We start from the raw sequence: 25,500 nt of genomic DNA, 5'->3' as shown, positions 1-25,500 counted from the left end.
TATTCTGCCCAATAAGACAAAAACACTTTACGAAACCGGTTTCGTAAATGGTCTAAAAAAAAGAACCTCAACGGCTTGTTAGTTACGATTAAACCACACAATGTATCCGATTTCAAGGAAATATGTGCAATTTTTCATAAAATTTTATCGTAGTACAGAAACCGGTTTCTTTATTATTTTCCTTTAAAACCAATTTCTGGAAGACCCTACTCATTTAAATGCATCAAGAAGAACAAAAAAGTGGAGCCATCATTTGTATGATGACTCCACTTCATTTAAGTTGCACCTTTTATTATTGGATTTCCTTTAAGAGCTCATATGCTTCTTCTTTAGACTTCACTTCTAGCAACTGTTCTCTGTAGTTGTCGTCCATTAACTTTCTTGAAAGCATCTGGAGAATCTTCAAGTGAGCATCTCCTTCGCTCTCTCTCGGAACGGCGATCATAAAGATTAGTCTCGCTTCTGTACCATCGAGGCTGTTCCAATCGATGCCATCGCGCTTGATGCCGATCACGACGCGAGGTTCACGTACAGCAGTCGATTTCCCATGAGGAATCGCAATATTCATGCCGATTCCAGTCGAGCTCTCATTTTCTCTCGCAATGATTGCGTCCTTAAAGCTTTCTTTTGATTCGAGCACGTTTTCCTTTTCGAGCATAGCGATCATTTCATCGATTACGTCGTCTCTCTTTGATCCGTCCAAATCAATCTTAATCAAGTTTTCGTTCGTAATATCTGTCAGTTTCGTAACCTCTGTTACTTTCGAAACTATTGGGGTTTCCTGTTCTGTTGATATTTCCTCTTCTGCTGACGCAGCTTCTACCTGTACACCTGTACCTGCAAACTCCATTTTAGCCACGTCTTTCTTCAACGTATTAACGAGAAGCGCTGTTACAAGTGCACCCGCTATGACAGCTACAAAGAACATGAGAACGTTATCGATCGCACCTAGTACTGCTACGATCGGCCCACCATGAGCAACTCTGTCGCCAACGTTTCCTATCATAGCGATTACAGAACCAGTGATCGAGCCTGCCATGATACTTGGAATAACGCGGAGTGGATCTTGAGCAGCGAATGGAATCGCACCTTCAGTGATTCCGAATAATCCCATCGTAAATGATGCTTTACCCGTTTCAATCTCAGCTTCCTGATATTTTCGTTTCTTAAGGAATGTTGCAAGTCCCATCCCAATAGGTGGGATACAGATTGCTGCTGCAATCGGACCCATGATTTCGTAGTTTCCTTCGCCGATCATCGCGGCTCCGAATAGGAACGCGACCTTATTTACAGGGCCTCCCATATCGAATGAGATCATCGCGCCAAGGATAACCGCAAGGAGAATGGAACTTGTTCCCTGCATGCCCGCAAGCCAGTTTGTTAATGTTTCAAATACCTGCGCTACTGGAGCACCGATAATAAAGACGAAAGCTAATCCAACAATAAGTGATCCGATAACCGGAATGATGATGATCGGCATAATCGGCTGCACAGATTTTGGAACCTTTACCTTCTTAATCGCAAGCGCTACGTATCCTGCTAAGAAACCAGCGATTATACCGCCGATGAATCCAGCTCCTGCTTCACTTCCATAGAAGCTACCATTAGCCGCAATGTACCCACCGATGACACCTGGAGCGAGACCAGGTCGATCTGCGATGCTGTAAGCAATAAATCCAGCTAGAATAGGAATCATAAACGTAAAGGACGCACCGCCAAGCTGTTCAATCGTTTTCCAAAAGGAATCTTCAGGAATCACGAGGCCATTCTCTGTTGGCTCTCCACCGATTGTGAGAGCAATCGCGATCAGCAATCCCCCAACAACAATAAACGGAATCATATACGAAACACCGTTCATGAGATGGCGGTAGATCGGATTTTCTTTCTCTTTCTTATCGCTGTTTGCCGCTTCAGTGCCGCTACTACGGTACTCATTGACTTCACCATTCTGATGCTTTTTGATCAAGCCTTCAGGATTTCGAATCCCTTCCTGCACACCGACACTAAGAACTTTTTTGCCGTTGAACCGATCTTTCAAAACCGTTTTATCAGCTGCAATGATAATTCCATCAGCTTCTTGAATGTCTTTCTCTGTGAATTCATTTTCCACGCCAATCGACCCTTGCGTTTCCACTTTCATCTCGACACCCATTTTTTCTGCAGCTTTTTGCAAGTTCTCTGCTGCCATATACGTATGGGCAATTCCGTTCGGACAGGATGTAATCGCTAACAACTTCATGTGCTTTCCCCCTCTTTTTTGATATCGCTTACACATATCTTATCTTACAGATAGAGGGGAAAAAGAAAGAATGTTTACCGGAGACTCCGGAAAATTGAACGTTTATTGCGTATCTTTTCCTTTGAGTATTTCAGTAACAGCTTGAGGACTCTTCTGACTGACGATCTCCCTCAATAAATGCGGGTTTTCGCTGAGTGACGAAATTTCCTTAAACAGTGCTCTCGTATCCTCACTTTTATCATTTTTCACCGCTAGCAAAAAGACGAGACTTACGTTTTCTCGTTCCCATTCAATCGGTTCTTTCATGACCGCAACGGCTATCGCAGACTCTTTGATCAATGCTGGGTCACCATGAGGTATCGCGATGCCTGACCCGATGCTCGTCGAAGATGCACGTTCTCGTTCCAACGCATGTGCAGCATATTCCTTCTTCACCTTGTCACTATGATAGAGCACGTTCGACAGCTCTTCAATGACCTTAAACCGATGAACAGGTTCATTATAGATTGAAACAAAGTCTGGTTTTACATACAAAGTGAAAATATCACTCCGACCTGACTGATCGAGCTTCGTAATGAATGCTTCGAGCTTACTTTCTTCCTCGATATTAAGTAGCGGCGAGATGACGATCGTCGGTACTCCTTCAGCCTCAAGAGGCACGGTTGAGATCACCAGGTCTACATCCTCCATCTTCAAGAAAGAAGAAAGGTCTCCCCGAGAAATACAATCAAGAATTGTGAGCGATGCGAACTTTCGCTCAAGCTTCGTACGAAGTAGCTGTGACATGCCCACTCCAAGATGACAAACGATGACGGCTCTCTTTCGTTTGCCTCGATTGGAATGAAGACGTTCGACAGCGGCTTCGAAATGCAGGGTTAAATAAGCTATCTCATCTTCTGGAACCTTTATGTCGTGTTTCTCATGAAACTCTGAAGAGAGCCCGATAAGTAGATCGAAAAGATAAGGGTACATCTGCTTAATTTCATGCAGCATAGGATTAGAGACTGAGAGCCCATATGTAATCCTATTTAGCGCAGCATACAAATGAACACGGAGACCTTCAAGTAAAGCCTCATCATCGTAAAACGAAAGGGAGGTCAGCTCTGACATCCTTACAACAAGCTCTCTTGCGAACTGATCGATTTCTAGCTCAGTTTCTCTACTATCACGACGTTTCGCACCAATAAAATGGAGCGCCAGATACGCAATTTCCTCTTCAGGAAAATGCACGACAAACACAATCTCGAGTTTTTTTAACATCGCCTTCGCCCATTGATATTCATTCGTTGATGTCACTCTCTCAAAGTCCTTATCTTGAAGCGTGATTCCCTGTCTCTGCTTTACTCGCTTGATTGTAAAAAGGGTGTGCAGAAGAAGATTTTCATGCGCTTCATCTGTGTAAGAGATCACACGCTCATCTTGTAGCGTTCTTAACTCATTCTCGACGAGGCTAATTTCATAAGGTGAAAATTGCTTTTTCAAAAATGAATGCACGAGTGTCTCATCACTCACAAACTCACTTAGGTTTGAGAGTGCCTTCCTTCTTTCCATCTCATTCCCTTCAATACGGAGACCCACTTTTTGTTTTGAGTGAAGATCCAATCCATAGTCCAGAAGCCAAAGTCGAATGTCTTCAAGGTCTTTTCGTATCACAGAACGATTCACATAATACCTCTCAGAAAGGCTTTGAATGGAGAACGGATTCTTTGTCATCAGCAGTTCATATGCAATTTCGACTCTACGCCCGCGTTCGATTACTTCTTCTTTCTTTGTATCTACGGACGAGAAAGTTTGATAAAGTCGGGTTCGTTCATACTCCTCAACCTCAATATACACACCTAGTCCTGGTTTCCTAACAAGTTTACCGTTCGTTTCACTTTCGACATACTCTTTGATTGTTCCTAGATCGTTTCTAACCGTTTTTTCTGAACAAGAAAGGGTATCAGCGAGTTTGCTGACAAGCTGTGTTCCTTTGCTTTCTAGTAAAATAAGCAACAATTTTTGCTGCCGTCGATTCATCTATTTCACCTACTTCGTGTCATTCCTAAGTATAGGTAGTATATCAAAAGGATTCGTTTAAAAGGAATAGATACGAAGAATAGTGTTTACCAAGAGCAATATCCCCCAAAAAAGCTTGGAACGGCAATGCCATTCCAAGCAATTATAGCTTCTACTACTCTAAGCTAAGACTTAAGGTTTAGACCCTATCATTTTTCACTGCCCCCATTACGTTTCCTTTTCGTCAAAATGCAAAACGGCTAAACAGATCATTCCTATCGATAAAAATGTAATTGGGTTACTCATTTCCATCGACCCTCGAATAACCATACTGATCGTAGCGACACCAATTCCTAACGGAACAGCTCGTAGGATAACCTTTATCCACTTTTTTAACATTCTGACCCCCTTAAGATTGCATAATAAAAAGGTAACTCTATCAAATTAGTTTCCGGTTCTTTGGAGTTTGGTCTTCACTGGAGTGGTCGTATCCTTTTCTTCTTTTTCAACTGGTTTTTTAGACCAGATCGTTGCGAGAATCGGACCTGAAATATTATGCCAAACTGCTGCAATGACATTAGGTAATGCAGCTAACGGGCCGAAGTGAGCAGTTGCTAATGCGACACCTAGTCCGGAGTTTTGCATCCCGACTTCAATCGAAATCGCACGTCGTTTACTTTCATCTAACCTCATCATGAATGCTGTTAAATACCCGAGCGTTAATCCAAAAAGATTATGAAGCATAACGGCTGAAAAGATCAGCACACCGGATGTCGTGATACTTTCAACATTCAGAGAAACGACTGCTGATACGATAACAATGATTGCAAGTACTGAAATGAGCGGGATAGCTGCAGCACTTTTATCCACAGTAGTCGGAAAGATTTTTCTAATAAGGACACCTAGCGTGATCGGTACGATGATAACTTGCACAATCGACAGGAACATCGCCAATGGATCGACTGGCAGCCACTGCCCTGCTAAAGCTAATAAAATAAGAGGTGTTACGATAGGTGCTAGCATAGTCGACAATGACGTCATCGCAACTGAAAGAGCAAGGTTCCCTTTCGCTAAATAAACCATTACGTTTGATGATGTCCCACCAGGAACAGAGCCAAGTAAGACTAAACCAGCAGCTAATTCAGCTGGTAACTGAAACACAATCGCAAGAAGCAGTGCAAATAAAGGCATGATAATAAACTGAGCGGCTACCCCAATGATGACTGGAACTGGTTTTCTGAGAACCAATTTAAAGTCAACCGGCTTCAATGTAAGTCCCATGCCAAACATGACGACGCCTAACAGGATCGTTATGTAACTTCCTAGTCCTAAGAATGGCGCAGGCATGATGTAAGCAATAATCGCTACTCCAATCACCCAGATCGCGAAATATTTTCCTGCTAAATTACTGATTGTTTCTAAGGTTTTCATCGGCTACACTTCCTTGTCACAAGACTTTATGATGAGTAAGCTACTACATGATTTTCTGCTCTAATCTTAGTTGTAATTTCTTATATTCACCATGCACTAGAATAACTATTGAAACGAATTATACATAATAATCAAAATATTTCAACAGGTAAAGTAGAGTTAATCAAAAAGGGAATGTGAGAAAAGAACTCACATTCCCTTTTTGCCAATTACAGGTGTAGAAAATTCACATAATGACTTATCTTTCATAGGGTGATTATTCAGAATATCTTTCCTCATTAACCACTGCTTCCGTTAACCTACTACTTTTCTTTTTCCACTTCAGTAACACGAACGTTCCTATCCCGTTTGTCGCTATAACTCCAACTAATAGTGTTATAAGAAAAGCAGTCTCAGGAGCATAAGCTTGGATAAAGTGCCATGGCACTTGGAATATACTGACGAAAAGTGGAATCAGAACAGCTGCGAGCACAATTGAAAAAATAGATACGACAAACCATACCTTGTTTCGTAAGATATTTTTTCGATATAACCTTGCCATATTCAACATTACTAGAATTCCAGTCACAACTGTCGCCAATAACGTAAGCCATTGCATTTGGTAATTTGATTTTGGTAAAGGCGTCATTTCTTGGTTTTCGATGATTGATCGAATACCATCTTTGATATGAATTGTGTGCATGACTTCTGAAAAGTTATTCTTATTTGTCAGTAATACGAAGGCATAATCTTCAGTTTGATGGAAAAACAACTCTGCACGTGAATCAGGTGTTTCTCCGCCATGGAATACGAATCGATCACTTTCATTGTCATTGACCCTCCACCCTAAACCATAGTATAAATCGTCTTTCCGATGCACTTCTGGTGCTAGGTACAAGCTAGCATTGGGTTCAGATAAAAGCAGACCACCACTTTGTAGCGCTTTCAAAAACACGATCATATCGTCCAGGGTAGAAGCCATATATCCATAGGGTGCACCACTATCATCGAACCAAACATCACTTCTGACCGGTTGCCCAAACCAGGATTGAAAACCAGGTTGATACTCTAACTGTTTAGCAGATTTGTACATAGCCACCGTATGATCCATTCCCAAACTCGCAAACACTTCCCTTTGCATATATTCAGCAAATGAGAGACTTGTTACTTCTTCAATTATTTTTCCAAGTAACAAGTAATTTGCAGCACTATATTGGTGAACCTCTCCAGGTGTAGCTTCAAGGGTCACTGGGTCCAGTTCTTCAACAGCTTCAGATATTGCATTTCTTCCTCTTAGATTTTGATCAGCTACTGTCATCCCAGCAAAAGAACTAATCCCGCTTGTATGTGACAGTAGCTGTCTAATCGTTATTCTATCCTCATTGTTGGATTGACCGTAATCAAACGAGAGATATGTATCGATTGGAGCATCTAACTCGATTTTTCCTTTTTCAACGAGTGTAAGAATACCTAGGCTTGTTAAAGGCTTGCTCAAGGAACCTAGAGAGAATAACGTATTTTCTTTAACCGGAGACCCATCACTTTGTTCACCAAATGATTGTTTAAATACGACTTCCCCATTTTGTATGACACCTAAAGATGCACCAGGGATCTTATAGGTTTCCAAAGCATCTCCCATATACGTTTCGAGCTGATAACTTTGGTCTTGTTGCGCCTGAGTAACATAGGGAATGAACAACATGGCGAGCAAGACTATGATAGAACCTGAAACTAGCATTAACCTTTTCATCTCTTTCCTCCTTATAATTGGTTGAGTGACCAATTTTATAGAAAAAGAGAAACCTATTTATCAAAATAGATTTCAACTAGTTTTATTAAAAGGTCATAAGCCCCATCACTATCAAAGTTTTCATCAACAATTTTTTGAAGTGCTAAACCATCGAAACATGCCAGAAGTATTGCTGCTAACTGGTCCTCATGTCCAGATCCGTTTGTTAGTTGCTTGATAGGAACTGACAAACTCTCTCTTCCATTCTTGAGGATCTCAGCAACTTTTTCCCCCATGACCTCATTCTTAAGTCCAAGTGAGTATAATTCATATCTCCAGCGATACCAGTCAGGATCGGTTTTGGCACGTGATTTGATTTCTTGTAATGTCTCTGATGGCGTGAGATTCTGCACATCCTTTTCACCGTACTTCTTATGGTAACGCTGTTGAACTTTTTCTTGAACTGAAATCAGGAGGTCTTCTTTATTTTTGAAATAGTAATGGACAAGTCCAGAAGTGATGTCGGCTTCATGCGCAATATCTTTAATCGATGCGTTGTTAAATCCCTTCTTCGCAAATACCTTGTAGGCTGCATCAATTAGTCGTTCTCTTTTATCTTCCTTACTCATCGTTCCACCTCAATTATTTGGTCAACCAACCAAATTATATAATGGAAACTTTTGGATGTCAATCTTCGTATGAAAGGAAGAGTGAATTAACGTTACTATTCATGTATGGAAGGATTATTAAAAAACACTTTCGGGTTATCAGGAAGATAAAAAAAGATCAGTCCCCTATTTGATGACTGACTTGAAGGTTTAAATTCGCTTCTTTTACATAGTATATGAACCTATTCCATTCTCTCCCCTACCGCAAAAAAGCTCTCTTCAAAATCCGTTTGTAAAAGACAATCGTTATCTTAGTTGAAAGGCTCTAACCACTTCCAACATAGAATTCATCAATTACTCGTAAACGTTGTTGTGGTAGTCGCAGTATTGCCGCAATGACGGTCGTGATGATCGCTACCTGTAGCGCTTGAATGGTATCAGAAACTGCTTTTCCGTAAGGCTGATTTTCTAAGAGTTGCTTAACCCTCTTCTTCGCGTCTTTATACGAATACAAGGTGGTCTGATTCACATGCTTTTGACAAGGAGAACAGCAGTAATATTTTTTATTACTTTGTATACGTATGAAGCGAAGAAAAGTCCAAACCTTATATATTTACCCTATGAAATAACGTCTCAGAATCCCTACTATATATAACTAACAGACAATCCCCAAATAAAAAGAGAGAGATCACTATTTTTAGTGCCCCTCCCTTCGATGGTACCTTCTTCAAACTAAACAATAACAATTATGGAATACGTTAAAAGGAATAAGTGAGTGAATACAAGGCCCAACCTTTTCCACCCTTTTCCTCCCAAGGCAATAATAAAACCAATTATAGGTGAAAGGAATATCCCAATAAGCCATAATCCACCCGATATTACTTCAACATACTGATTTAAGAAAACAGTACCGATCAGTGCTACATACAAGATAAGAAACAATAATGAGATCTTGTGATTGCTGCTGTATAAATCGTTTACCCAGTTCTTTGCAACTTGAATATAAAAGTCCTCTTCATTCCTGAATTGACGCAGTGATACAAACGAATGTACCAATTCTTGAATGATCGAATAGGGTGCAGACTCTGCACCTTTTGTTAAGTCCTCATTCAAGTACCCCTTATTAACAAAGCGCATTTGGAAGTTTTTCATGATGTTTGTAGGTTCTTTATAAATCTTTTTCTTCAACATTAGCCTTGTCAAAAAGCGTAAGAAAGCAAGTTGAGATACTTGAAACACTTTGCGAAACATTACATACTACCTTTCTAATAACAGTAAAACATTTCTGTTCATTCCGTAACTTGAATTGTTACTGCTTTATTTAGAATCACTAATACTTAGTCTGTCATAAAAAGGTATAAAAAGGAAGAAGCTATTTTCTCACGCAAAAAATAAAAAAAACGAGTCTGATTTACAGTGAAATCAAACTCAAAATGATACTAAACCTATTCTATTCTCTCCCCCACCGCAAAATAATTCTCTTCAAAATCCGCAAAGTTGAAGACCCTATTCGTGCCCATCTGCACAATCTTTCCCACCTTCACACCTTTTAAAGAGAGATCCTCATGCAAATGATCTAGCTCTTTCGTAAAGAACATGAGTGAAGGCGTATCGAGATTCATGTCTGGCTGCATCTTCGCGATGATGTCCTTGTTGTGAAGGACGATGCTTGTTTCAGCTGACATAGACGGTGCTACCTCAATCCATCTCATTCCGGCATTTTCTTCAGCGATGACTTCAAACCCCATTTTCTCAGTCCAAAAGGTAACTGCTTGATCTTGATCCTTCACATAAACCATTACCTGTCCGAGCTTTGCGATCATGGATTTTCCTCCTTGTTTCTTTCAATAAATTCCTGCGTCTTTTCATTCGCTAGGACTTAGAGGAAATCCTTTTATTACGTGATACTTAGAACTATAGCACCACATTTAGTGTATGAACTTGCCCACAAGGTATGTCCAATGAAGGAGAAATTGAATTTATTCCTTAATGCTCAATCGGCGGGACCCCTTTCGTCGTTTGATCCTTAGGTGAAATGATTAGTTCTCCCTTGCTATTCAACCCAACATAAAAAAGCTCACTAACGGGATCACCGTTGAGCTGATCCATCAGCCAGGATTCGGTTTTATTCATGCGCTGCAGCAAGTCATTCTGAACTTTACCGTCAAGAATAACAGGGATCTCGAAATCGTTCCCTGACTTGAAGATCGACATGTCTTCACGAAGGATTCCCTCTTTCCCAGGGTATACCTTCACACTCAGTCTTCCATTTGCCTCCACAATCGCAAGCTCGACATCCTGCGTATGAAACACACCTTTTTCCCTCAGCATCTGAAGAATGTTATCGATCGAATATTGGATCTGCTTCAAGTTCTTCTTAAGAAACTTCCCTTGATACATCACAACGGTCGGTTCGAAGGTGAAGAGCTTCCCTAACGTTGGATTGTTAAGCTTTATTTTGATAATCAGTTTTTGTAAAAGTGCAATCACAATCATCGCAACAACCGTATGGATGTGGTCGATCTTTGGATCTGCGATATCCGCTCCTACGACCGCTCCGAAAACGAGTACCACAAGAAAATCAAAAACCGGAAGCTCACCAATCGAACGCTTTCCCATATAAATTCCAATCGCAAGCATGAAAGGAAGAATCGTTACAATACGAAAAATGACCTTCACGGTATCCTTTAGAACATCTTCCATGATGAGCACCTCTTTCATTCGTTACGCTCATCATTCCCAAAGTCTTCTTAAACCATTACGTTCTTCTATGCCTGGATCGATACGTTCTTGATAAGATATAAGCAATCGTAGCGCTTATTAGCACCACCACAAAAGAAAGGCTGTTTTGACCAAAGCTCACCTCTTGAAGCCAAGGAGTCCCATCAGATGATAAATCTGGCGTGTAACTCACGGTTAATAAGAATCCTGAGGCCCACTGAAGTAGAATATAAACGACGATAAAACTTCCGATAAATAATCCATATCTCTTCACACAATCATCCCCCTTATACTAGTATTTACGAATAAGATGCAACTTCGTTTCACATAAACAGTTCAATGTGCTGCGATGTGCTCTTTCATACATAGTCCGAACGCAATCTGGGTAATCATACGTTGAGGTCAAATCAGTTAGGATGATGACATATTCAAAAAACGATACTATATAGCTCGCTCTTTCTAGCTCATGCACTTCTTTTTATAAGCTTCGTCTTTTTTCCAATAATGTTTTGGCCCGTATTTACCGTTACTCTTTCAATACTAATCTTTATAAGCATCACAACGGGTACGCTCGTGTTTAAGAAAATTACGATGAAAGATACAGCCTATATCATTATTAGTGCGTTGCTTCTTTATGGATTAAGCTATGTCGGGATTCAGCTCATCCAATGGCTGGCTCCATCCATTTTTGCTAATATGGAAGACTTTTATGATATTGTTCAACCTGTTAAAGCATGGCACTTCCTCAGTCTTGTGCTCATCGTGATCCCTGGTGAGGAAATTTACTGGAGAGGCTATGTACAGCAACAGTTCAAATATTACAAAAAAGGGGACACAATCATCCTCGCGACGTTACTCTATGCTGTCGCACACCTCTATTCAGGTGCCCCCCTTCTTATCGTTGCCGCCCTTGTCGGCGGAATCGTGTGGGGATGGATCTATGAGAAAAGAAACAATTTCTGGGTTCCGCTTCTCTCCCACATTTTGTTCGACTTGCTTATTCTCATTTTTATTCCATTGCTTTAAGGTTCAACCATACACATAAGGGAGCTTACCTCATTAAGGTAAGCTCCCTTTGTGCTGGAATCAGTGGAAACGGTTTAGGATGAACGTATACGACACAAGAAAAATCAGGAGAGATAACCCTCTAGGTTTTCGTTTATAGGGAAGAGTGAAAGCATGAGAGCAGTCTCCATCGATACAATAAACACAATGTATCAGATGAAAAATAAGGTTAGATTTAGTAATATGAAGAGTAGATAACATTATTACGTGTAAAGGGGGATATGTTCAATGGAAGATCGGGTACAATTATTGCATCCAGATTCCAAGGAGATGCCTTCAATAAATAAAGAAAAGTATAATCTGGTAAAGAAAACAATTCTGGATATCATTAGTGAAAACAACGTAATTACCTTTAAAAACCTAACTACAGAATGTTCCCATCGATTAAAAGGAACCCTAGATGGATCCCCAAGTTGGTACGTGACAAGTGTCAAACTCGATCTTGAAGCGAGAGGGATCATAGAACGCGTAACGAAATCTAGCCCTCAAAAACTTCAAATCGTTAAGGATAACGATTGAAACATTCGACTAAAGCTCATTCCAAATTAATACTGTACAATCCATACTATTATCGAGTTATATATTTCGGAAAAAGGCTGCTGTTGGATACATCAGCGGCCTCTAAATCCTTCTTACATTTCATAAACCTCAAGTAATTCTTTCGTATAGGCGTCTCTATCTGGGCCAAAAAGGTTCGAGGCCTCAAAAGCGTCCACGATTTCTCCTTCCTTCATCACCATCACAGAATCGCTCATGAAGTTCACCGCTGAAAGGTCATGAGAAATAAATAAATACGAAAAGCCACATTCCTCCTGAAGGTCTTTTAATAGATTCAAAATCGATGCTTGCACAGAAACATCAAGACTTGCCGTCGGTTCATCGAGTAAAAGAAGTGCTGGATTGGTGCTGATCGCTCGGGCAATATTCACGCGTTGCTTCATCCCGCCACTGAGTTCATGTGGATAGGAATCTAGCACCTTTGTCGGCAGGTTGACCATTTCTAGTAATTCGATCGCCCGCTTTCTCCGCTTCATTTTCCCACTGCGGCTAAAAGTGATAGATTCCTCGATATCATATGGCTCCATGAGCGAATCGATGACCTTCATCCTCGGATTCAAAGATGCGTCTGGATGCTGAAAAACAGCCTGCATGTTCCGACGGGCGGTTCGCAACCGTTTCCCTTTTAAGTTATGAAGGGAGTGCGATTGAAACAGCACTTCTCCGCAATCGATCTGTTCCACCTGTAATAAGCACCGGACGAGCGTGCTCTTTCCACTTCCGCTCTCTCCTATTAAGCCAACACACTCGCCCAGTTTTATGGAGAAGCAAATATCTTCGAGGGCCCGCAAATCAGAATGGTAAGTTTTCGTTACATGCTTCACTGTAAGTAAATTGGCGTCCTGCCTCCTCACCATGAGACCTCCTTTTCCAACCCGATGAGACGGGTACGATGATCGTTAAGCTTCGGGATAGCTTTCAGAAGACTTTTTGTATAAGGGTGCTGTGGATTTGTGAAAATTTTCTCCTTCGTACCGGTTTCTACGATCTGTCCATCTTTCATAACTGCGATTCGTGTAGCGTATTTTTTGACATGTCGCAGGTCATGCGTAATGAATAGGACCCCGCAATTCGCTTCATTCGCGAGTTTTGAAAGAAGCTCGAGCACGTGATGTGCAGTTATGGAATCAAGTGCCGTCGTCGGTTCATCCGCAATTAATAGAGAAGGCGATAGCATCATCGACGTTGCGATTGCAACTCGCTGCAGTTGTCCGCCGCTTAATTGACAGGGGTAGCTCCTATAAACAGACTCTTGTAGCTTCACATCTTTTAACGCGTTCAGCGCGATACCCAGCCTTTCATGACGTGACCATTTTGTATGCGTACGAAGAACCTCATCTATTTGTTTTCCAACTGAAAGAAACGGTGTAAAAGCGCTGTTGTAGTCTTGAAATACGTACGAGATTTCTTTGCCCAGTAAACGGGAAAGCTCCTTTCTCTTCATTGAAATAAGATCGCGATCTCCGAAAGTAATGCTCCCACTTTCAACCTTTACTTGACCCGATAACAAGCCACCGATCGTTAACGCAGTAAGACTCTTCCCGCTACCACTTTCTCCAACAAGCGCTACCCATTCTCCGGAAGCAACGGACAACGTGACATCTTTTACGAGGGTTTCATTCGTGGTGGCAATCGTTAACTCACTAATTTTCAACATGATCATTCACCCGACCTTACATCGTAGTAATCTCTCATTCGATCTCCTACTAAATTTGATACCAGGACAACGAACACGATCGCAAGTCCAGGGACAACCATAAGATGAGGCGCAAGATGGAAGTAAGCTCTCCCATCGTTCAACATGGCACCCCATTCGGGTGCAGGTGGTTGCGCTCCAAGCCCGATATAAGAAAGAGAAGCAATCATAAGGATGACTTTTCCGATGTCGAGCGTAGAGAGGACTAACACATGTCCTATAATATGCGGCCAGATGTGTTTGCTCATAACGCGAAGGGTAGACGCCCCGTTCAGCTCTGCGACGAGTATATAGTTCTTCTGTTTTTCGCTAATGACTGTACTTCGAACGAGCCTTGCGTAACTTGTCCACTTTACCGTAGCAATGGCGATCATGAGATTCATCATCCCAGGGCCTAGAAGACCGCTCAACACGATTGCGACAATAAAATCTGGAAACGCCATGAATGCGTCCGTTATCCGCATGAAAATCCGATCGATTATCCCTCCTAAAAGACCGGACAGTATGCCGATTGGAATGCCAATCACCAGTACGATCAACATAATAAGAGTACTAATTCCAACCGTAGCCTGAGCGCCTTCTAGTATTCTTGATAATAAATCACGACCGAGATGATCTGTACCAAGGAGATGTTCACCGTTCATCGGTTGCAACCGATTTCCAGGATCCGCTTCAAGGGGGTCGTGCGGAGTGATGTACGGTGCAAGGAATAATAAAGCTACCAAAACAATGACGGTAAGGACTAGTAATAACCTTCCCGTTCCAATTCCCTTCATCTCCTCTTCCCCCTTTTAAGCTCTGGATGAACGAGATGATACGAAGCATCCACACCTAGATTAATTACCGTGACCAGGATCCCCATAATGAAGATATAACCCTGGATAATCGGATAATCTCTTTTCAAAATCGCATCGACTACAAGCTTTCCGATTCCAGGATAAGCAAACAGTACTTCGATGATCACCGTCCCGCCTAGCAGACTACCGAGACTAACGCCAAAGATCGTCAGGACTGGGAGCAGGCTATGACGAAATGCATGATGAAAAAAGACCCTCTTTCGTGATAGTCCTCTTGCTTTCGCTGCACGAATGAAATCTTGTCCAAAGCTATCTAGTAAACTAGAGCGGAGGATTCTTACATACACGGCTGCCATTGCAAGTCCGAGTGTGACGGATGGAAGGAGAAGGTGTTTCCACGTCCCCATTCCCATAGAGGGAAGTAAATCTAACTGAACTGCAACAAGGTGAATCAGTAGCAACCCTAACCAGAAGCTTGGGATCGAAGCCCCAAGCAGTGCAAACAGCCGACTAACATGATCGATCCAACTATTCCGATAGATCGCTGCAAGACTACCGAGCGGAAATGCCACCACGATCATAACGACAAGAGAAGTAGCCGTTAACGTCAGTGTCGATGGCAACCTCGAGAAAAGCTCCTCGATGACCGGTTGTTTCGTCATATACGAATAACCGAGATCAAATTGAAAAAATGCTAGCATCCAATTTATATATTGAAGATAGATTGGCTTATCGAAACCGAGCTCTTCACGAAGCTTATCGACCTGTTCTTCGGTTACAACCACTTCGTCTGCCTTTAACATCCCCATCACCGGGTCTCCAGGCGCTAGTTTAATAAAAGCAAAACTAATAAAAGAAAGAACGAGTAAGAATAAAACAAACTCCAGAAACCGACTCCCTACATTCTTCATTTTAGTTGTACATCGAGGTCTTTCGTTAAGACATAGAATTCACTTTTACTTGTGACCCAGTTTTTTACAGAATCCTTATAAGCCACGACATTACTTGGATGTGCGATAAAGGAATGAAGAACTTTTTCGTTAATTACCTCATTCGCTGCCATCGCTAACTTTTGTCTTTCCTCGTTCTCAACTGTAGCGTTCAAATTCTCTATTATTCTCGTCAATTCCTCATCGTTTACTCGTCCGGCGCTATGTAACGAACCACCCTTTTTGTAGGCTGAATTTAAGAAATAGCTCGCATCGCCTCTTGGGGCTGTTAATAGACTGTACGTTGCGAGATCCCAATCTTCACTCTTCGCCATTTCTTCATCGATGTTTTCCACCTGTTGAATCTCAATCGAAATGCCAAGCTTCTTTGCATTTGATTGAAGAATTTGTGCCATCAACGGGAGCTCTGGACGATACGAATAGGTTAATAGAGTAAGCGATAACTCCTCGCCATCCAGCAGCGCCTTCCCATCCTTCATCTCTACACCAGCTGCCTGAAGATGTTGTTTCGCCTGATCGAGCCCACCATCTTTCTCTTCGATCAAAGCAAACGGGTATTCGTTTGAGAACGGACCACCCGCAGCCGTTGCATAACCAGCTAGCGTGCTGTCGATTACGTCATTGCGATCCATCAATAGATCAAACGCCTTTCTGATATCCTGATCTGCTAAAACGCTGTTGAAATTATAGAGAAGCATCTGTGTTCGAACGCCGGGAACCACATCTGTTCGAAGCGTATCGTCTTCTTTCAATTGCTGTACACTCTCAATGGCAGGACGATAAACGATATCAGCATCGCCAGATTGAAGTGCTAGCGTACGTGCATTAGCGTCTTCATTAAAAGTGAAAGTCGCACGATCAAGCTTCGGTTTCCCATCCCAGTAGTCTTCGTTTCGTTCTAACTCAACCTTACTTCCAGGAGAAAATGAGACAACTTTAAATGGACCAGTGCCAACAGGCTGCTGTCCGATCGCCTCTTCTTCACTATCAACGATCGCTGTATTTGGATGCACAAGTTCAGATGGTAGCTCCGGCAAAGCTTCTTCTAGAATTAACGTAAGACGTTGTCCCTCCGCTTCAATGGATTCTACCTTCAAAGCAGCTTTCATCGCTTCACTTACTTCGATGTTCCGCTCTAACGATTGCTTCACCATAGCTGCGTCTACCTGTTTGCCATTGTGAAAGGTCACATCATCGCGAATCGTGAACGTCCACGTTTTCCCATCATCCTCACTGCCCCACTCTTCTGCAAGCCATGGTTCAAGCTCCATATCTTCATTGATTTTAACGAGCGTCTCAGCTACACCAGCGCGAACCGGGGTGTAATTTAAGTGAGGATCGAGCGTTTCACTTGGAAAATTAGATAAAAACGTTACCTCCTTGGTGTCTTTTTCAGAAGACGAAGGTGATCCCGATGTTTCACTGGATGAACAAGCTGTTATCAAACTTACGAACAATCCGAGGACAAGCCCCATAGTCATTATTTTTTTCATTTTTAACGTTCTCTCCTTTTAACTTTGTTTTCCTACCGCAACTAGTTTCCTGCTAGACAACTTATGTTTTTTCCGTGAAAGTAAAATGCACGCTGTGATGATCAAAACTCCGCCGGATAGGGTGAACACATCCGGTATTTCTGCCCAAAAAAGAAATCCCCAAAGTGCGTTAAACACGATGCCGATATAACGCGCAACCTCCACGACAACCACGCTTTCATGCGTGAACGCTCTTGTAAGAAAGACCTGTCCGAGCAGTGACACGACGCCGATTGCTACCAAAATAACGAAATCAGCGAGCGTTGGGATGACAAAGTCGTTCCACATCAGAGGAATCGCTACTAGCGTGCCTGTTGCAAGAAAGTAGAACACAATTTCAAATGAGTGGTGTGTCCTGCTTAAGTAGCGAATACTCGTTGCAGCAGCCCCCGCAAACATGGCACTCACTACACCGACAAGTGCGAAAACAGAATACGACTCATACGCACCGGGTTTCACCAAAAGGATTACTCCGAGCACAACGAGTGGCACGACCACGAGAACTCGCTTCGAAACTCGTTCACCCAATATCAAAAACGAAAAGAAAACCGCAAAGAACGGAGAAAGATGCGCAAGTATACTCGCATCTGCAAGCGGTATTTTCGAGATGGTGTAGAAATACGCTAATAGGTACAATGCACCGAACACCCCTCGAAGCATCAGCATCGGTATTCCTTTTCTTGAAAAAGGGACGCTGTACCGTTTCATAAAGTAGTAGATTAATATCGTCCCGATTACACTCCGAAAGAACACAATTTCTGATGATGGAACCGTATCCCCGACCGCTTTTACGAGCGCATTCATCAAACTGAAGATCAAGGAAGATAGGATTGCAAGTATGACGCCATTCTTCATGTATTTACCTTCCTCTCACCCGTTTCGGTTAAGTCGAGCCCCTTTATTCCCCTGCCTTTTTCTAACTGCCATTCCAACACTTTCTCCTCGAACAGATGAATAAGCTCAACTGTCAGAGGCATATGTACTCCCTTTTCCATGCCAAGTCGAGATATACTTTTCAAGTGCTGATAATCTTCAAATGGGATCCTCGGTAGTACCCACTCTCCGCTTTCACGTTCAGATATTTGCGGATACGGTACTTTCGAAAAATCAAAATAGCTTCCGTTCTCATCTGGTATAGAAAATGGATCGATTAAGATTGAAGCATAGCGAATGTACAGGAGATACTCCTGTTCGGCTGGTTCAAAATACGGAAAGTGATCAATATCTGAGCGAGAGATGGATTCCTCATGAACCGGGTAGTTGTCATCGTTCAGAAACTGAAGTAAGTTGATCGGCTCTCCACCCAATTCCTCAACGAGTGTGGAAATTTCCTTCCAGAGCCAAACCATCGTTCTGATGCTCTCCGGTGTGATTGGTCCTTCAGGATAGAGCTTGTACAGCGATTTCAACGAGCGTTTCTCTGAGAGAATTTCATTCAGTGAAAAGTCATTTATGAAAAACGGTGGATGCACATACGTCGTGATGTTCCGGCACTCAGCATTGATCGGTTTCTCTTTTACAACGGCATCAATACCTGCACCTTCTAAAAGCTGCCTGATAGCTGTCATATCTGATCCTTTTATATTCGATGCAAGATACACCCTTTTCTTAACTGCTTTTGTGTAGGCACTAAAGAGTTCTCCTTGTGAAAATTTCGTTGCTGCAAAGTAATTGGAAAGAGAGATCACTTCGATTCTCTGAGATGAAAGATTAACTAACTCTGATACGAGTTGATTGGAACCTATCCCCGCTGACAATAAAAGTATCGTTTTAACTCGTTTAAGATTAGTTATGTTCAAGGATTTGATTACTTCACCGTAACTGTAGTTCGGGACACACAGAATGATCGTTTCAAATCGATCTTCTACAGATTCCAATCTTCGATAAAAGCGAGAGATGTTCACTGTGCCAGATAGAGATGGCCACTCCCTGGCAAGCGCAGTTATGGTATTTCCGTTCCTCTCGAGCGTCTGGTGTACCTTTTCTGAATAGGAACCATTACGATTTGCAATCGATACGTCACCCTTCCAGGTATTCGCGACAGCAACTGCTGTTTGAATCGCTGCAGGACCTGCTCCAACGATTAATGTATGCTTTTTGTTCATTGATTCACCGCCTTTACGCTAACGCCTTGCTCTGTTTTTCAAGAACGAGCGTTTCGTAAATCGTGTCATTGTTTCCAGGTTCCATGTACGTTTGCTCCCAACCCGTTATCGTTTCACCGATTGGATAGTTGAAGATCGATTTCAAACCGTTCCCAAACCGAACGATAACTTTTGTTTCTTCTGTCACCTTGTCCTGCAATGCATCGATGACTTCGAGCTTGTTTTTCACAAGTGATGCAACCAGCACATGTGTGATGTTCTCAAATTCTTTGTAATTCTGAATCTCACCATGCAAAAAGGACAGCTGTTTCTCAAGTCCAGATGCTCTCGCAACCTGTATCGACAAATCGATTGCTTCACGATCAATGTCGAGGCAGATCACTCGTGCCCCAGTTTCTTTCGCAATCGTAAGAGCTGTCGTCGGAAACGCTCCTGAGCCTATAAACAGTACGGTTGATGCTTTATGTATGCCTAAGTAGCGATATTCTTCTTTCACTGACCTTGCAAGGGAAGTTATGTATTGGCTAGAGGAAATCCCGTATTGTTCTGCCCTCACAGATTGGTACTTCTCTACATCGCAAAGAGCACTAACAGATGTTTCCCGTAACCGTTCTGACAGCTCCTGAATTTCTTGAAGTGCTCCCCACTGATCCCACTTCCAGCTGTTTTCCTCACTTTTTATGAAGCTGCATAGATCGTCCAACTTCTTACGCAACAGCTCATAGCACCCATCAAACTCTTTCGAATAACGAGCAAGTTCTGCAATTTCAAACTCGATGACCTTCAACGAGCAAAGTAACTCATATTTTGTTTTCAACATGTTCACCTCTTTCTGGTTTTCCTACAAATCGAAACCGTTTCGATTTACAAAATTAAGTATAGGCAAACAGAGTACGTGTTGTAAATTACTTTTATTGCGTTTTTTGGTAAATAAGCGAATAGTCTTAGCCTGAAAACTCCACTCAACTTTAACAATTCTTAAAGCTATTAAAGCCCTCTAAACCTTCATTAACAAAGCAATCCACTCGCCAATAGATGTTGAAAAAACACACGTCGATTAGAGACTTAAGACCTAAACAATAAAAAAGATCGATGATGCACGCGCATCACCGATCTTTTTCGTTATCTTTTACAAATTAATACAATTTTTGAAGTGCTTCTTTATCGAAAGGAAGTGAATTACTTAGGTATCAATATCCTCTCAATCACTGAAGATATCCTTCATTTCCTTTTTTTCCTTTTTTATTCTTTGAAAATGCCTTTCTATTCTCCTAGCTATAAAAGGCAAAAATATAATGATTAACATAAGCCAAAGCATAAAATTCCTCCTTAATTAAGATTGTCTCAGTTAAACTCCAATCCTGCCGTTGGTGGAGGAAAATAAAGCTTCCTCATATTTATGTCTCCCGATCCTATCTTTTATATAGAAAGAAAATGTTTAAATGCCCACCATACAATTATTCCTAATGCAAGTATTCCAAATAGAATATTAAGACCAGCACTTTTCTTATTACCATTCCATAGATCTTTCATCATATGTTTTAGACTAAGAACAACATATGCGCCTAAAATGAAAATTCCACCCAAATGATTATTCTGATAGCTTTCGTCAAAGGTCATTTGGATAGCGCCAATAATCAAAAGGGCGCAAATGAAATTAACGATGATCGAAAAACCTTTTCTCCTCTTCTTCTGATTAAACATCTCTACACCCCTGATACTATAAAGCTTTTACAAATACAAAAACATTTCTGCTTTCGTCCTTCAATTCTAACGGAAAAAAGAGAGAGCTGTATATGTAAAAAGGATTTTGCTATCTTTCAAGGAATTCATAAATAAAGAATGACGAACATAATACCTATAATGATGGGCAACGCCAAATTTGAATGGAATAAGGGTTGGTGATCGCTTATGAGGGTGTTAGTTATTGGGGCAAGCGGTGCTACAGGTGCACATGTTGTCAGGCAATTAATCAAAAGACAAACACGCACGCGTATCCTTATCAGAGAAACCGCAGTGCTTTCTAACGATCTACAAGAAAACCCACTAGTTGAGATCGTGAAGGGAAATATCAACGATTTAGGGAATTCTGAGTTAAGTGATCTTGTCCGTGATTGTCATGTCGTGATCTCCTGTTTGGGTCACAATGTTTCATTCAAAGGCATGTTTCTGAAACCGCATCTTTTAGTCTATGACGCGATAAAAAGAATCAGTGAAAAGATTAAAGAGAATGAGTCGAGAAAGGTGAAGCTCATCCTTATGAGTACAACAGGTTATACGAATTCTGTTAACAGAGAGAAAAATTCTCTAGGAGAAAAAATAATCCTTTCATCACTGAAACTTTTGCTTCCACCACACCGCGATAATGTCAAAGCTGCAAACTACTTGCTTACGGTTGGTCAAGACGAACAGATCGAATGGGTTGCAGTTCGACCAGATACATTAATCAATGAGGAAAAAGAAAGTGCATATGACCTGTGTGAATCTCCGGTTAGAAGCCCACTCTTTAATGCTGGTAAAACTAGCAGAATTAATGTAGGTCACTTCATGGCTGAACTAGCGACAAATGATTCACTATGGAATGATTGGAAATGTAAAACTCCTGTTATTTACAATAATGAGATGGAAGATTCATAACCCCTCACTTCTTCTTTCAAAAGGAATTCCCTAGAAAAGAAGCTCATCACCTATAAGATAAGCTCCTCTCATCCCAAAAACTAACTTTTAATATAACCGTTTTTAAATATGTCATACCATTCGTTTAGTTCTTTGCCTTCTAAGACATTCAATTTACGTAAGATATCTCTCGAAAATTCTAGCGTTGCACTACCATTAGCTGTGATTAGGCAGCCATCACTAACAGATTGTTCGTTGAGGTAATGTTCCTCACCTCGATAATGAGGTGCTCCTTCTTGTAAATAAGCCAATGTATTTCCAGTATGTTTATGTTCATCTAGAAATCCATTCTCTCCCAAGAAGGTAGTTGCATCGCAAATAGCTGCTACTGGGATGTTTTTACCTAAGCAATAGTCCACAACCTTCTTAGCCTGATGGTTTTTTTCTTCTCGCCATCCAGTTCCACCTGGAATAATTAACATTGCTAAATCCAAAGCAGAAGGAAACTCTTGTAAGCTATAATCAGGAAGAACAGTTAACCCACCCATGGATCGTTTAGGCTCGTTGTCGATCGCAATTGTCTTAACATGATACCCTGTTCCTGCCTTGTTTAATTCTGGAGTCACATAACTCGCTTCCCAATCCGCAAAACCATCAGTAATAAACACCAACACCGTTTTCATATGTATAACCTCCCTGGTTCTTTATAAGAATCTTAATCTATTGTTCTACTAGTAATTATACACGCTGTTCTCTTATACAAAAGTTATTTTTGGAAAATTGCGGAATTTATAAAAGGAGCTTATCTCTTTATTGATAAGCTCCCCTTTCAGGTACCAACACATATTCATAACCAAACTACGGAAAAATTGCCAATCCAAAAGAACCGTTTATATTTCCGCCATTAAACTCTCCCACACGTACAGGAGATACAGGATCGGTAATATCATAAATCTCTACCGTGTTATCACCGAGATTTCCTACGTAAAGTGTAGTATCTGTAATTGCTAATGGTACTGGAACGACTAAATCTCCTCCATTGAATTGTCCTACGTGTACAGGAGCAACAGGATTATCAGTATTATAGATTTCTATACTATTGTCGAAAGCATTTGCTACATAAAGAGTGCTGCCTGATACTGCCAATCCGACAGGACCATTCAAATCCCCTGCACCAAACTGGCCTACATGTATCGGAGCTGTAGGGTTCATAATGTTATAAATTTCTACCGTGTTATCGCCTAAGTTTGATACATATAAAGTGCTGCCTGATACTGCCAATCCATAAGAGAAATTAATATTTCCACCATTAAATTGTCCTACATGTACTGGAGCAGCAGGATTGGTAGTATTATAGATATCAACCGTGTTATCGCCTAGATTTGATACATATAAAGTGGTGCCTGTTAGAGCCATTGCCATAGGAAAACTTAGATTTCCATCAAACTGTCCCACACGTACAGGAGATGCAGGGTTAGTAACATCGTAAATTTCTATCGTGCTATCACTATAGTTTGCTACATAAAGAGTAGTCCCTGTAATCGCCATTCCGGTAGGATTACTCAAATTACCCCCATTAAATTCTCCTACATGAACCGGAGAAGTAGAATTAATAATATCAAATACATCTACAGTGTTATCATTAAAATTTGATACATAAAGGAATTTAGCCGTTACTGGCGGAGGCACATGACCAGAGATTAGACCCGCCACATCACTGCAGCTAAATTTAATCGTTCTACCTTCAAGATCATTCACCGTTACACAGCCAGTGGTTTCATCGTAAGAGCGAAACGTGAGTGGAACAGCTGTACCAGAATACTTGGGAAGAACACTCACATTCTCACCTGTTTGTAATTTGTTAAAAACCTTACACATGCAATACGTTGAGCAAGATTTCACTTTTTCACACCTCCATACTAACTATTAGGGTTGTACTAGTTTATGATTAGGAAGTGGAAAGGTGTGGACAAACTGGTGAAATTCACCTCAACAGGTTCCAAGGAGATTATTACAAACGATGATTCACTTGCTAAAAAAAAGAAGACTAAATTTTTATTACATGAAAACGAGAGCTTATCACAATTAAAGATAAGCTCCCGAATGATATTATAAGATTAGTCAATCAATTCTAGTTACTAATTTTTTGGTTATTCTTTAGGTAGCCACACTATTTTTCTACCTCTCTACTACCACATCTTTTAACCGAACACCGAAATTATCGCCAGCCCAAATGGCCCACCTAAATTCACGCCATTAAACTCTCCTACATGTACCGGATTTATAGGGTTGGTGATATCATAGATCTCTACATTATCATCATTAAAATTTCCTACGTAAAGTGTAGTTCCTGTAATCGCCAATGGTGCAGGGTTTACTAAGTTCCCACCATTAAATTGTCCTACGTGGACAGGAGCGCTAGCATTAGTACTATCATAAATTTCTACCGTGTTGTCACCAAAATTTGATACGTAAAGAATGGCGCCTGTTATAGCCATTCCTGCAGGATTTCTCAAATTCCCTGCATTAAATTGTCCAGCATGTACAGGAGCGCTAGGATTAGTGATATTATAAATTTCTACCGTGTCATCACTAAAATTCGATACATAAAGAGTGGTTCCTGTTATAACCAATCCAGTAGGAGCACTTAAGTTCCCACCATTAAATTGACCTACATGTACCGGAGATGTAGGATTAGTAATAGTATAAATTTCTACGGTGTTATCACTTTGGTTTGCTACATAAAGAATGGTTCCTGTTATAGCCAATGCAATAGGAGAAGCTAGATTTCCGGTAACCTGTCCCACATGCACCGGAGATGTAGGGTTAGTTACATCGTAAATTTCTATCGTGCTAGTATTATAATTTGTCACATAAAGAGTGGTTCCTGTAATCGCCAATCCGGTAGGTCCATCCAAATTGCCAGCATTAAATTCTCCTACGTGTGCTGGAGATGTAGGATCTATAATATCGTATATATCTACCGTGTCCTCTCTAAAGTTTGCTACATAGAGGAATCTAGCCGTTACAGGTGGAGGCACATGACCAGATATTAGACCCGCCACATCACTGCAGCTAAATTTAATTGTTCTACCTTCTAGATCATTCACCGTTACACAGCCAGTAGTTTCATCATAAGAAAGAAACGTGAGTGGAACAGCTGTACCAGAATACTTAGGAAGGACACTCACATTCTCTCCTGTTTGTAATTTGTTAAAGATTTTACAAATGCAAAACGTTGAGCAAGATTTCACTTTTTCACACCTCCATACTAACTATCAGGGTTGTACTATTTTATGATTAAGGTGCGTAAAGGTGTGGACAAACAGGTGAAATGTCCTCATCGGGTATCAATGAAATTAATTCAAACAATATTCCACATGTTTAATAAAGAAAAATAAATCTTGTTACATAAAAACAGGAGGTTATCCTAATTACGGATAACCTCCCAAAACAATTACTCTTCTCTTAAATAG

At 41.1% G+C, this 25,500-nt stretch carries 25 protein-coding genes and 2 pseudogenes; 3 read left to right on the top strand and 24 right to left on the bottom strand.

Annotation, left to right across the window (positions count from 1 at the left end):
• Window positions 1-292: 292 nt before the first annotated feature.
• From LCM09_RS20970 to LCM09_RS08705, 12 genes and pseudogenes are all read right to left on the bottom strand, one after another.
• Window positions 293-754, bottom strand: a pseudogene (locus tag LCM09_RS20970) (PTS sugar transporter subunit IIA); the annotation flags it as partial.
• Window positions 755-849: 95 nt separating this feature from the next.
• Window positions 850-2,239 (bottom strand): annotated as a pseudogene (locus LCM09_RS08755) (PTS fructose transporter subunit IIC); the annotation flags it as partial.
• A gap of 102 nt (window positions 2,240-2,341) precedes the next feature.
• Window positions 2,342-4,258 carry a BglG family transcription antiterminator gene (locus LCM09_RS08750; protein ID WP_224880703.1) on the bottom strand — a complete coding sequence of 639 codons (1,917 nt, stop codon included), beginning with the start codon at window positions 4,256-4,258 and terminating at the stop codon, window positions 2,342-2,344.
• Window positions 4,259-4,465: 207 nt separating this feature from the next.
• Complete coding sequence (locus tag LCM09_RS08745) at window positions 4,466-4,636, bottom strand: hypothetical protein (protein ID WP_224880701.1); 171 nt, start codon at window positions 4,634-4,636, stop codon at window positions 4,466-4,468.
• Window positions 4,637-4,681: 45 nt separating this feature from the next.
• A complete protein-coding gene (locus tag LCM09_RS08740) occupies window positions 4,682-5,668 on the bottom strand; it encodes a bile acid:sodium symporter family protein (protein WP_224880700.1) in 987 nt (328 codons plus the stop codon).
• 256 nt (window positions 5,669-5,924) lie between these two features.
• Window positions 5,925-7,397: a serine hydrolase domain-containing protein gene (locus LCM09_RS08735; RefSeq protein ID WP_224880698.1), complete on the bottom strand. Its 1,473-nt coding sequence runs from the start codon at window positions 7,395-7,397 to the stop codon at window positions 5,925-5,927.
• Window positions 7,398-7,450: 53 nt separating this feature from the next.
• The gene (locus LCM09_RS08730; protein WP_224880696.1) at window positions 7,451-8,005 is read right to left on the bottom strand and encodes a TetR/AcrR family transcriptional regulator; all 555 of its coding nucleotides are present in this window, start codon (window positions 8,003-8,005) and stop codon (window positions 7,451-7,453) included.
• Between the two features lie 304 nt (window positions 8,006-8,309).
• Window positions 8,310-8,513 carry a hypothetical protein gene (locus LCM09_RS08725; protein ID WP_224880694.1) on the bottom strand — a complete coding sequence of 68 codons (204 nt, stop codon included), beginning with the start codon at window positions 8,511-8,513 and terminating at the stop codon, window positions 8,310-8,312.
• A gap of 203 nt (window positions 8,514-8,716) precedes the next feature.
• A complete protein-coding gene (locus LCM09_RS08720; RefSeq protein ID WP_224880692.1) occupies window positions 8,717-9,235 on the bottom strand; it encodes a hypothetical protein in 519 nt (172 codons plus the stop codon).
• Window positions 9,236-9,429: 194 nt separating this feature from the next.
• On the bottom strand, window positions 9,430-9,807 hold the full coding sequence (locus LCM09_RS08715; RefSeq protein ID WP_224880690.1) for a VOC family protein: 378 nt from the start codon (window positions 9,805-9,807) through the stop codon (window positions 9,430-9,432).
• Between the two features lie 163 nt (window positions 9,808-9,970).
• Complete coding sequence (locus tag LCM09_RS08710; protein WP_224880688.1) at window positions 9,971-10,687, bottom strand: DUF421 domain-containing protein; 717 nt, start codon at window positions 10,685-10,687, stop codon at window positions 9,971-9,973.
• Between the two features lie 55 nt (window positions 10,688-10,742).
• Window positions 10,743-10,979 carry a hypothetical protein gene (locus LCM09_RS08705; RefSeq protein ID WP_224880686.1) on the bottom strand — a complete coding sequence of 79 codons (237 nt, stop codon included), beginning with the start codon at window positions 10,977-10,979 and terminating at the stop codon, window positions 10,743-10,745.
• Window positions 10,980-11,209: 230 nt separating this feature from the next.
• On the opposite strand from LCM09_RS08705, the gene LCM09_RS08700 reads away from it, so the two are divergent.
• Together LCM09_RS08700 and LCM09_RS08695 are read left to right on the top strand one after the other, a co-directional pair.
• Window positions 11,210-11,731, top strand: coding sequence for a CPBP family intramembrane glutamic endopeptidase (locus LCM09_RS08700; protein WP_224880685.1), 522 nt, complete (start codon window positions 11,210-11,212; stop codon window positions 11,729-11,731).
• Window positions 11,732-11,998: 267 nt separating this feature from the next.
• Window positions 11,999-12,289: a DUF6958 family protein gene (locus tag LCM09_RS08695; RefSeq protein ID WP_224880683.1), complete on the top strand. Its 291-nt coding sequence runs from the start codon at window positions 11,999-12,001 to the stop codon at window positions 12,287-12,289.
• Between the two features lie 113 nt (window positions 12,290-12,402).
• Here the strand turns inward: LCM09_RS08695 and LCM09_RS08690 are convergent, their stop codons facing one another.
• The 9 genes from LCM09_RS08690 to LCM09_RS08650 all read right to left on the bottom strand — a co-directional run bounded on the left by LCM09_RS08690 (window position 12,403) and on the right by LCM09_RS08650 (window position 21,112).
• Complete coding sequence (locus LCM09_RS08690; protein ID WP_224880682.1) at window positions 12,403-13,185, bottom strand: ABC transporter ATP-binding protein; 783 nt, start codon at window positions 13,183-13,185, stop codon at window positions 12,403-12,405.
• Window positions 13,179-13,985: an ABC transporter ATP-binding protein gene (locus tag LCM09_RS08685; RefSeq protein ID WP_224880680.1), complete on the bottom strand. Its 807-nt coding sequence runs from the start codon at window positions 13,983-13,985 to the stop codon at window positions 13,179-13,181. The genes LCM09_RS08690 and LCM09_RS08685 overlap by 7 nt, the downstream gene beginning before the upstream one ends.
• Window positions 13,986-13,987: 2 nt before the next feature.
• Window positions 13,988-14,800 carry a nickel transporter permease gene (nikC, locus tag LCM09_RS08680; protein WP_224880678.1) on the bottom strand — a complete coding sequence of 271 codons (813 nt, stop codon included), beginning with the start codon at window positions 14,798-14,800 and terminating at the stop codon, window positions 13,988-13,990.
• The gene (nikB, locus tag LCM09_RS08675; protein ID WP_224880676.1) at window positions 14,797-15,732 is read right to left on the bottom strand and encodes a nickel ABC transporter permease; all 936 of its coding nucleotides are present in this window, start codon (window positions 15,730-15,732) and stop codon (window positions 14,797-14,799) included. Before nikB ends, nikC begins: the two co-directional genes overlap by 4 nt.
• Window positions 15,729-17,264 carry a nickel ABC transporter substrate-binding protein gene (gene nikA / locus LCM09_RS08670; protein ID WP_224880674.1) on the bottom strand — a complete coding sequence of 512 codons (1,536 nt, stop codon included), beginning with the start codon at window positions 17,262-17,264 and terminating at the stop codon, window positions 15,729-15,731. The genes nikB and nikA overlap by 4 nt, the downstream gene beginning before the upstream one ends.
• An 18-nt stretch (window positions 17,265-17,282) precedes the next feature.
• Window positions 17,283-18,158: a DMT family transporter gene (locus tag LCM09_RS08665; RefSeq protein ID WP_224880672.1), complete on the bottom strand. Its 876-nt coding sequence runs from the start codon at window positions 18,156-18,158 to the stop codon at window positions 17,283-17,285.
• Complete coding sequence (locus tag LCM09_RS08660) at window positions 18,155-19,408, bottom strand: opine metallophore biosynthesis dehydrogenase (RefSeq protein WP_224880670.1); 1,254 nt, start codon at window positions 19,406-19,408, stop codon at window positions 18,155-18,157. The genes LCM09_RS08665 and LCM09_RS08660 overlap by 4 nt, the downstream gene beginning before the upstream one ends.
• Before the next feature lie 13 nt (window positions 19,409-19,421).
• Window positions 19,422-20,228, bottom strand: coding sequence for a nicotianamine synthase family protein (locus LCM09_RS08655; protein WP_224880668.1), 807 nt, complete (start codon window positions 20,226-20,228; stop codon window positions 19,422-19,424).
• A gap of 599 nt (window positions 20,229-20,827) precedes the next feature.
• A complete protein-coding gene (locus tag LCM09_RS08650) occupies window positions 20,828-21,112 on the bottom strand; it encodes a hypothetical protein (protein ID WP_224880666.1) in 285 nt (94 codons plus the stop codon).
• A gap of 207 nt (window positions 21,113-21,319) precedes the next feature.
• On the opposite strand from LCM09_RS08650, the gene LCM09_RS08645 reads away from it, so the two are divergent.
• A complete protein-coding gene (locus LCM09_RS08645) occupies window positions 21,320-22,045 on the top strand; it encodes an SDR family oxidoreductase (protein ID WP_224880664.1) in 726 nt (241 codons plus the stop codon).
• Window positions 22,046-22,125: 80 nt separating this feature from the next.
• On the opposite strand, the gene LCM09_RS08640 is transcribed toward LCM09_RS08645, so the two are convergent.
• The 3 genes from LCM09_RS08640 to LCM09_RS08630 all read right to left on the bottom strand — a co-directional run bounded on the left by LCM09_RS08640 (window position 22,126) and on the right by LCM09_RS08630 (window position 25,278).
• Entirely contained in the window at window positions 22,126-22,707 is a 582-nt protein-coding gene (locus LCM09_RS08640; RefSeq protein WP_224880662.1) for a type 1 glutamine amidotransferase family protein, read from the bottom strand.
• Window positions 22,708-22,882: 175 nt separating this feature from the next.
• Window positions 22,883-23,902 (bottom strand): LVIVD repeat-containing protein, encoded by a 1,020-nt coding sequence (locus LCM09_RS08635; RefSeq protein WP_224880660.1) that lies wholly within the window; start codon window positions 23,900-23,902, stop codon window positions 22,883-22,885.
• Between the two features lie 323 nt (window positions 23,903-24,225).
• Window positions 24,226-25,278 (bottom strand): LVIVD repeat-containing protein, encoded by a 1,053-nt coding sequence (locus LCM09_RS08630; RefSeq protein WP_224880658.1) that lies wholly within the window; start codon window positions 25,276-25,278, stop codon window positions 24,226-24,228.
• Window positions 25,279-25,500 lie beyond the last annotated feature (222 nt).

Source organism: Guptibacillus algicola, assembly GCF_020171805.1.
GTDB lineage: Bacteria > Bacillota > Bacilli > Bacillales > Guptibacillaceae > Guptibacillus > Guptibacillus algicola.
This window is presented reverse-complemented; position numbering and strand designations above follow the sequence as displayed.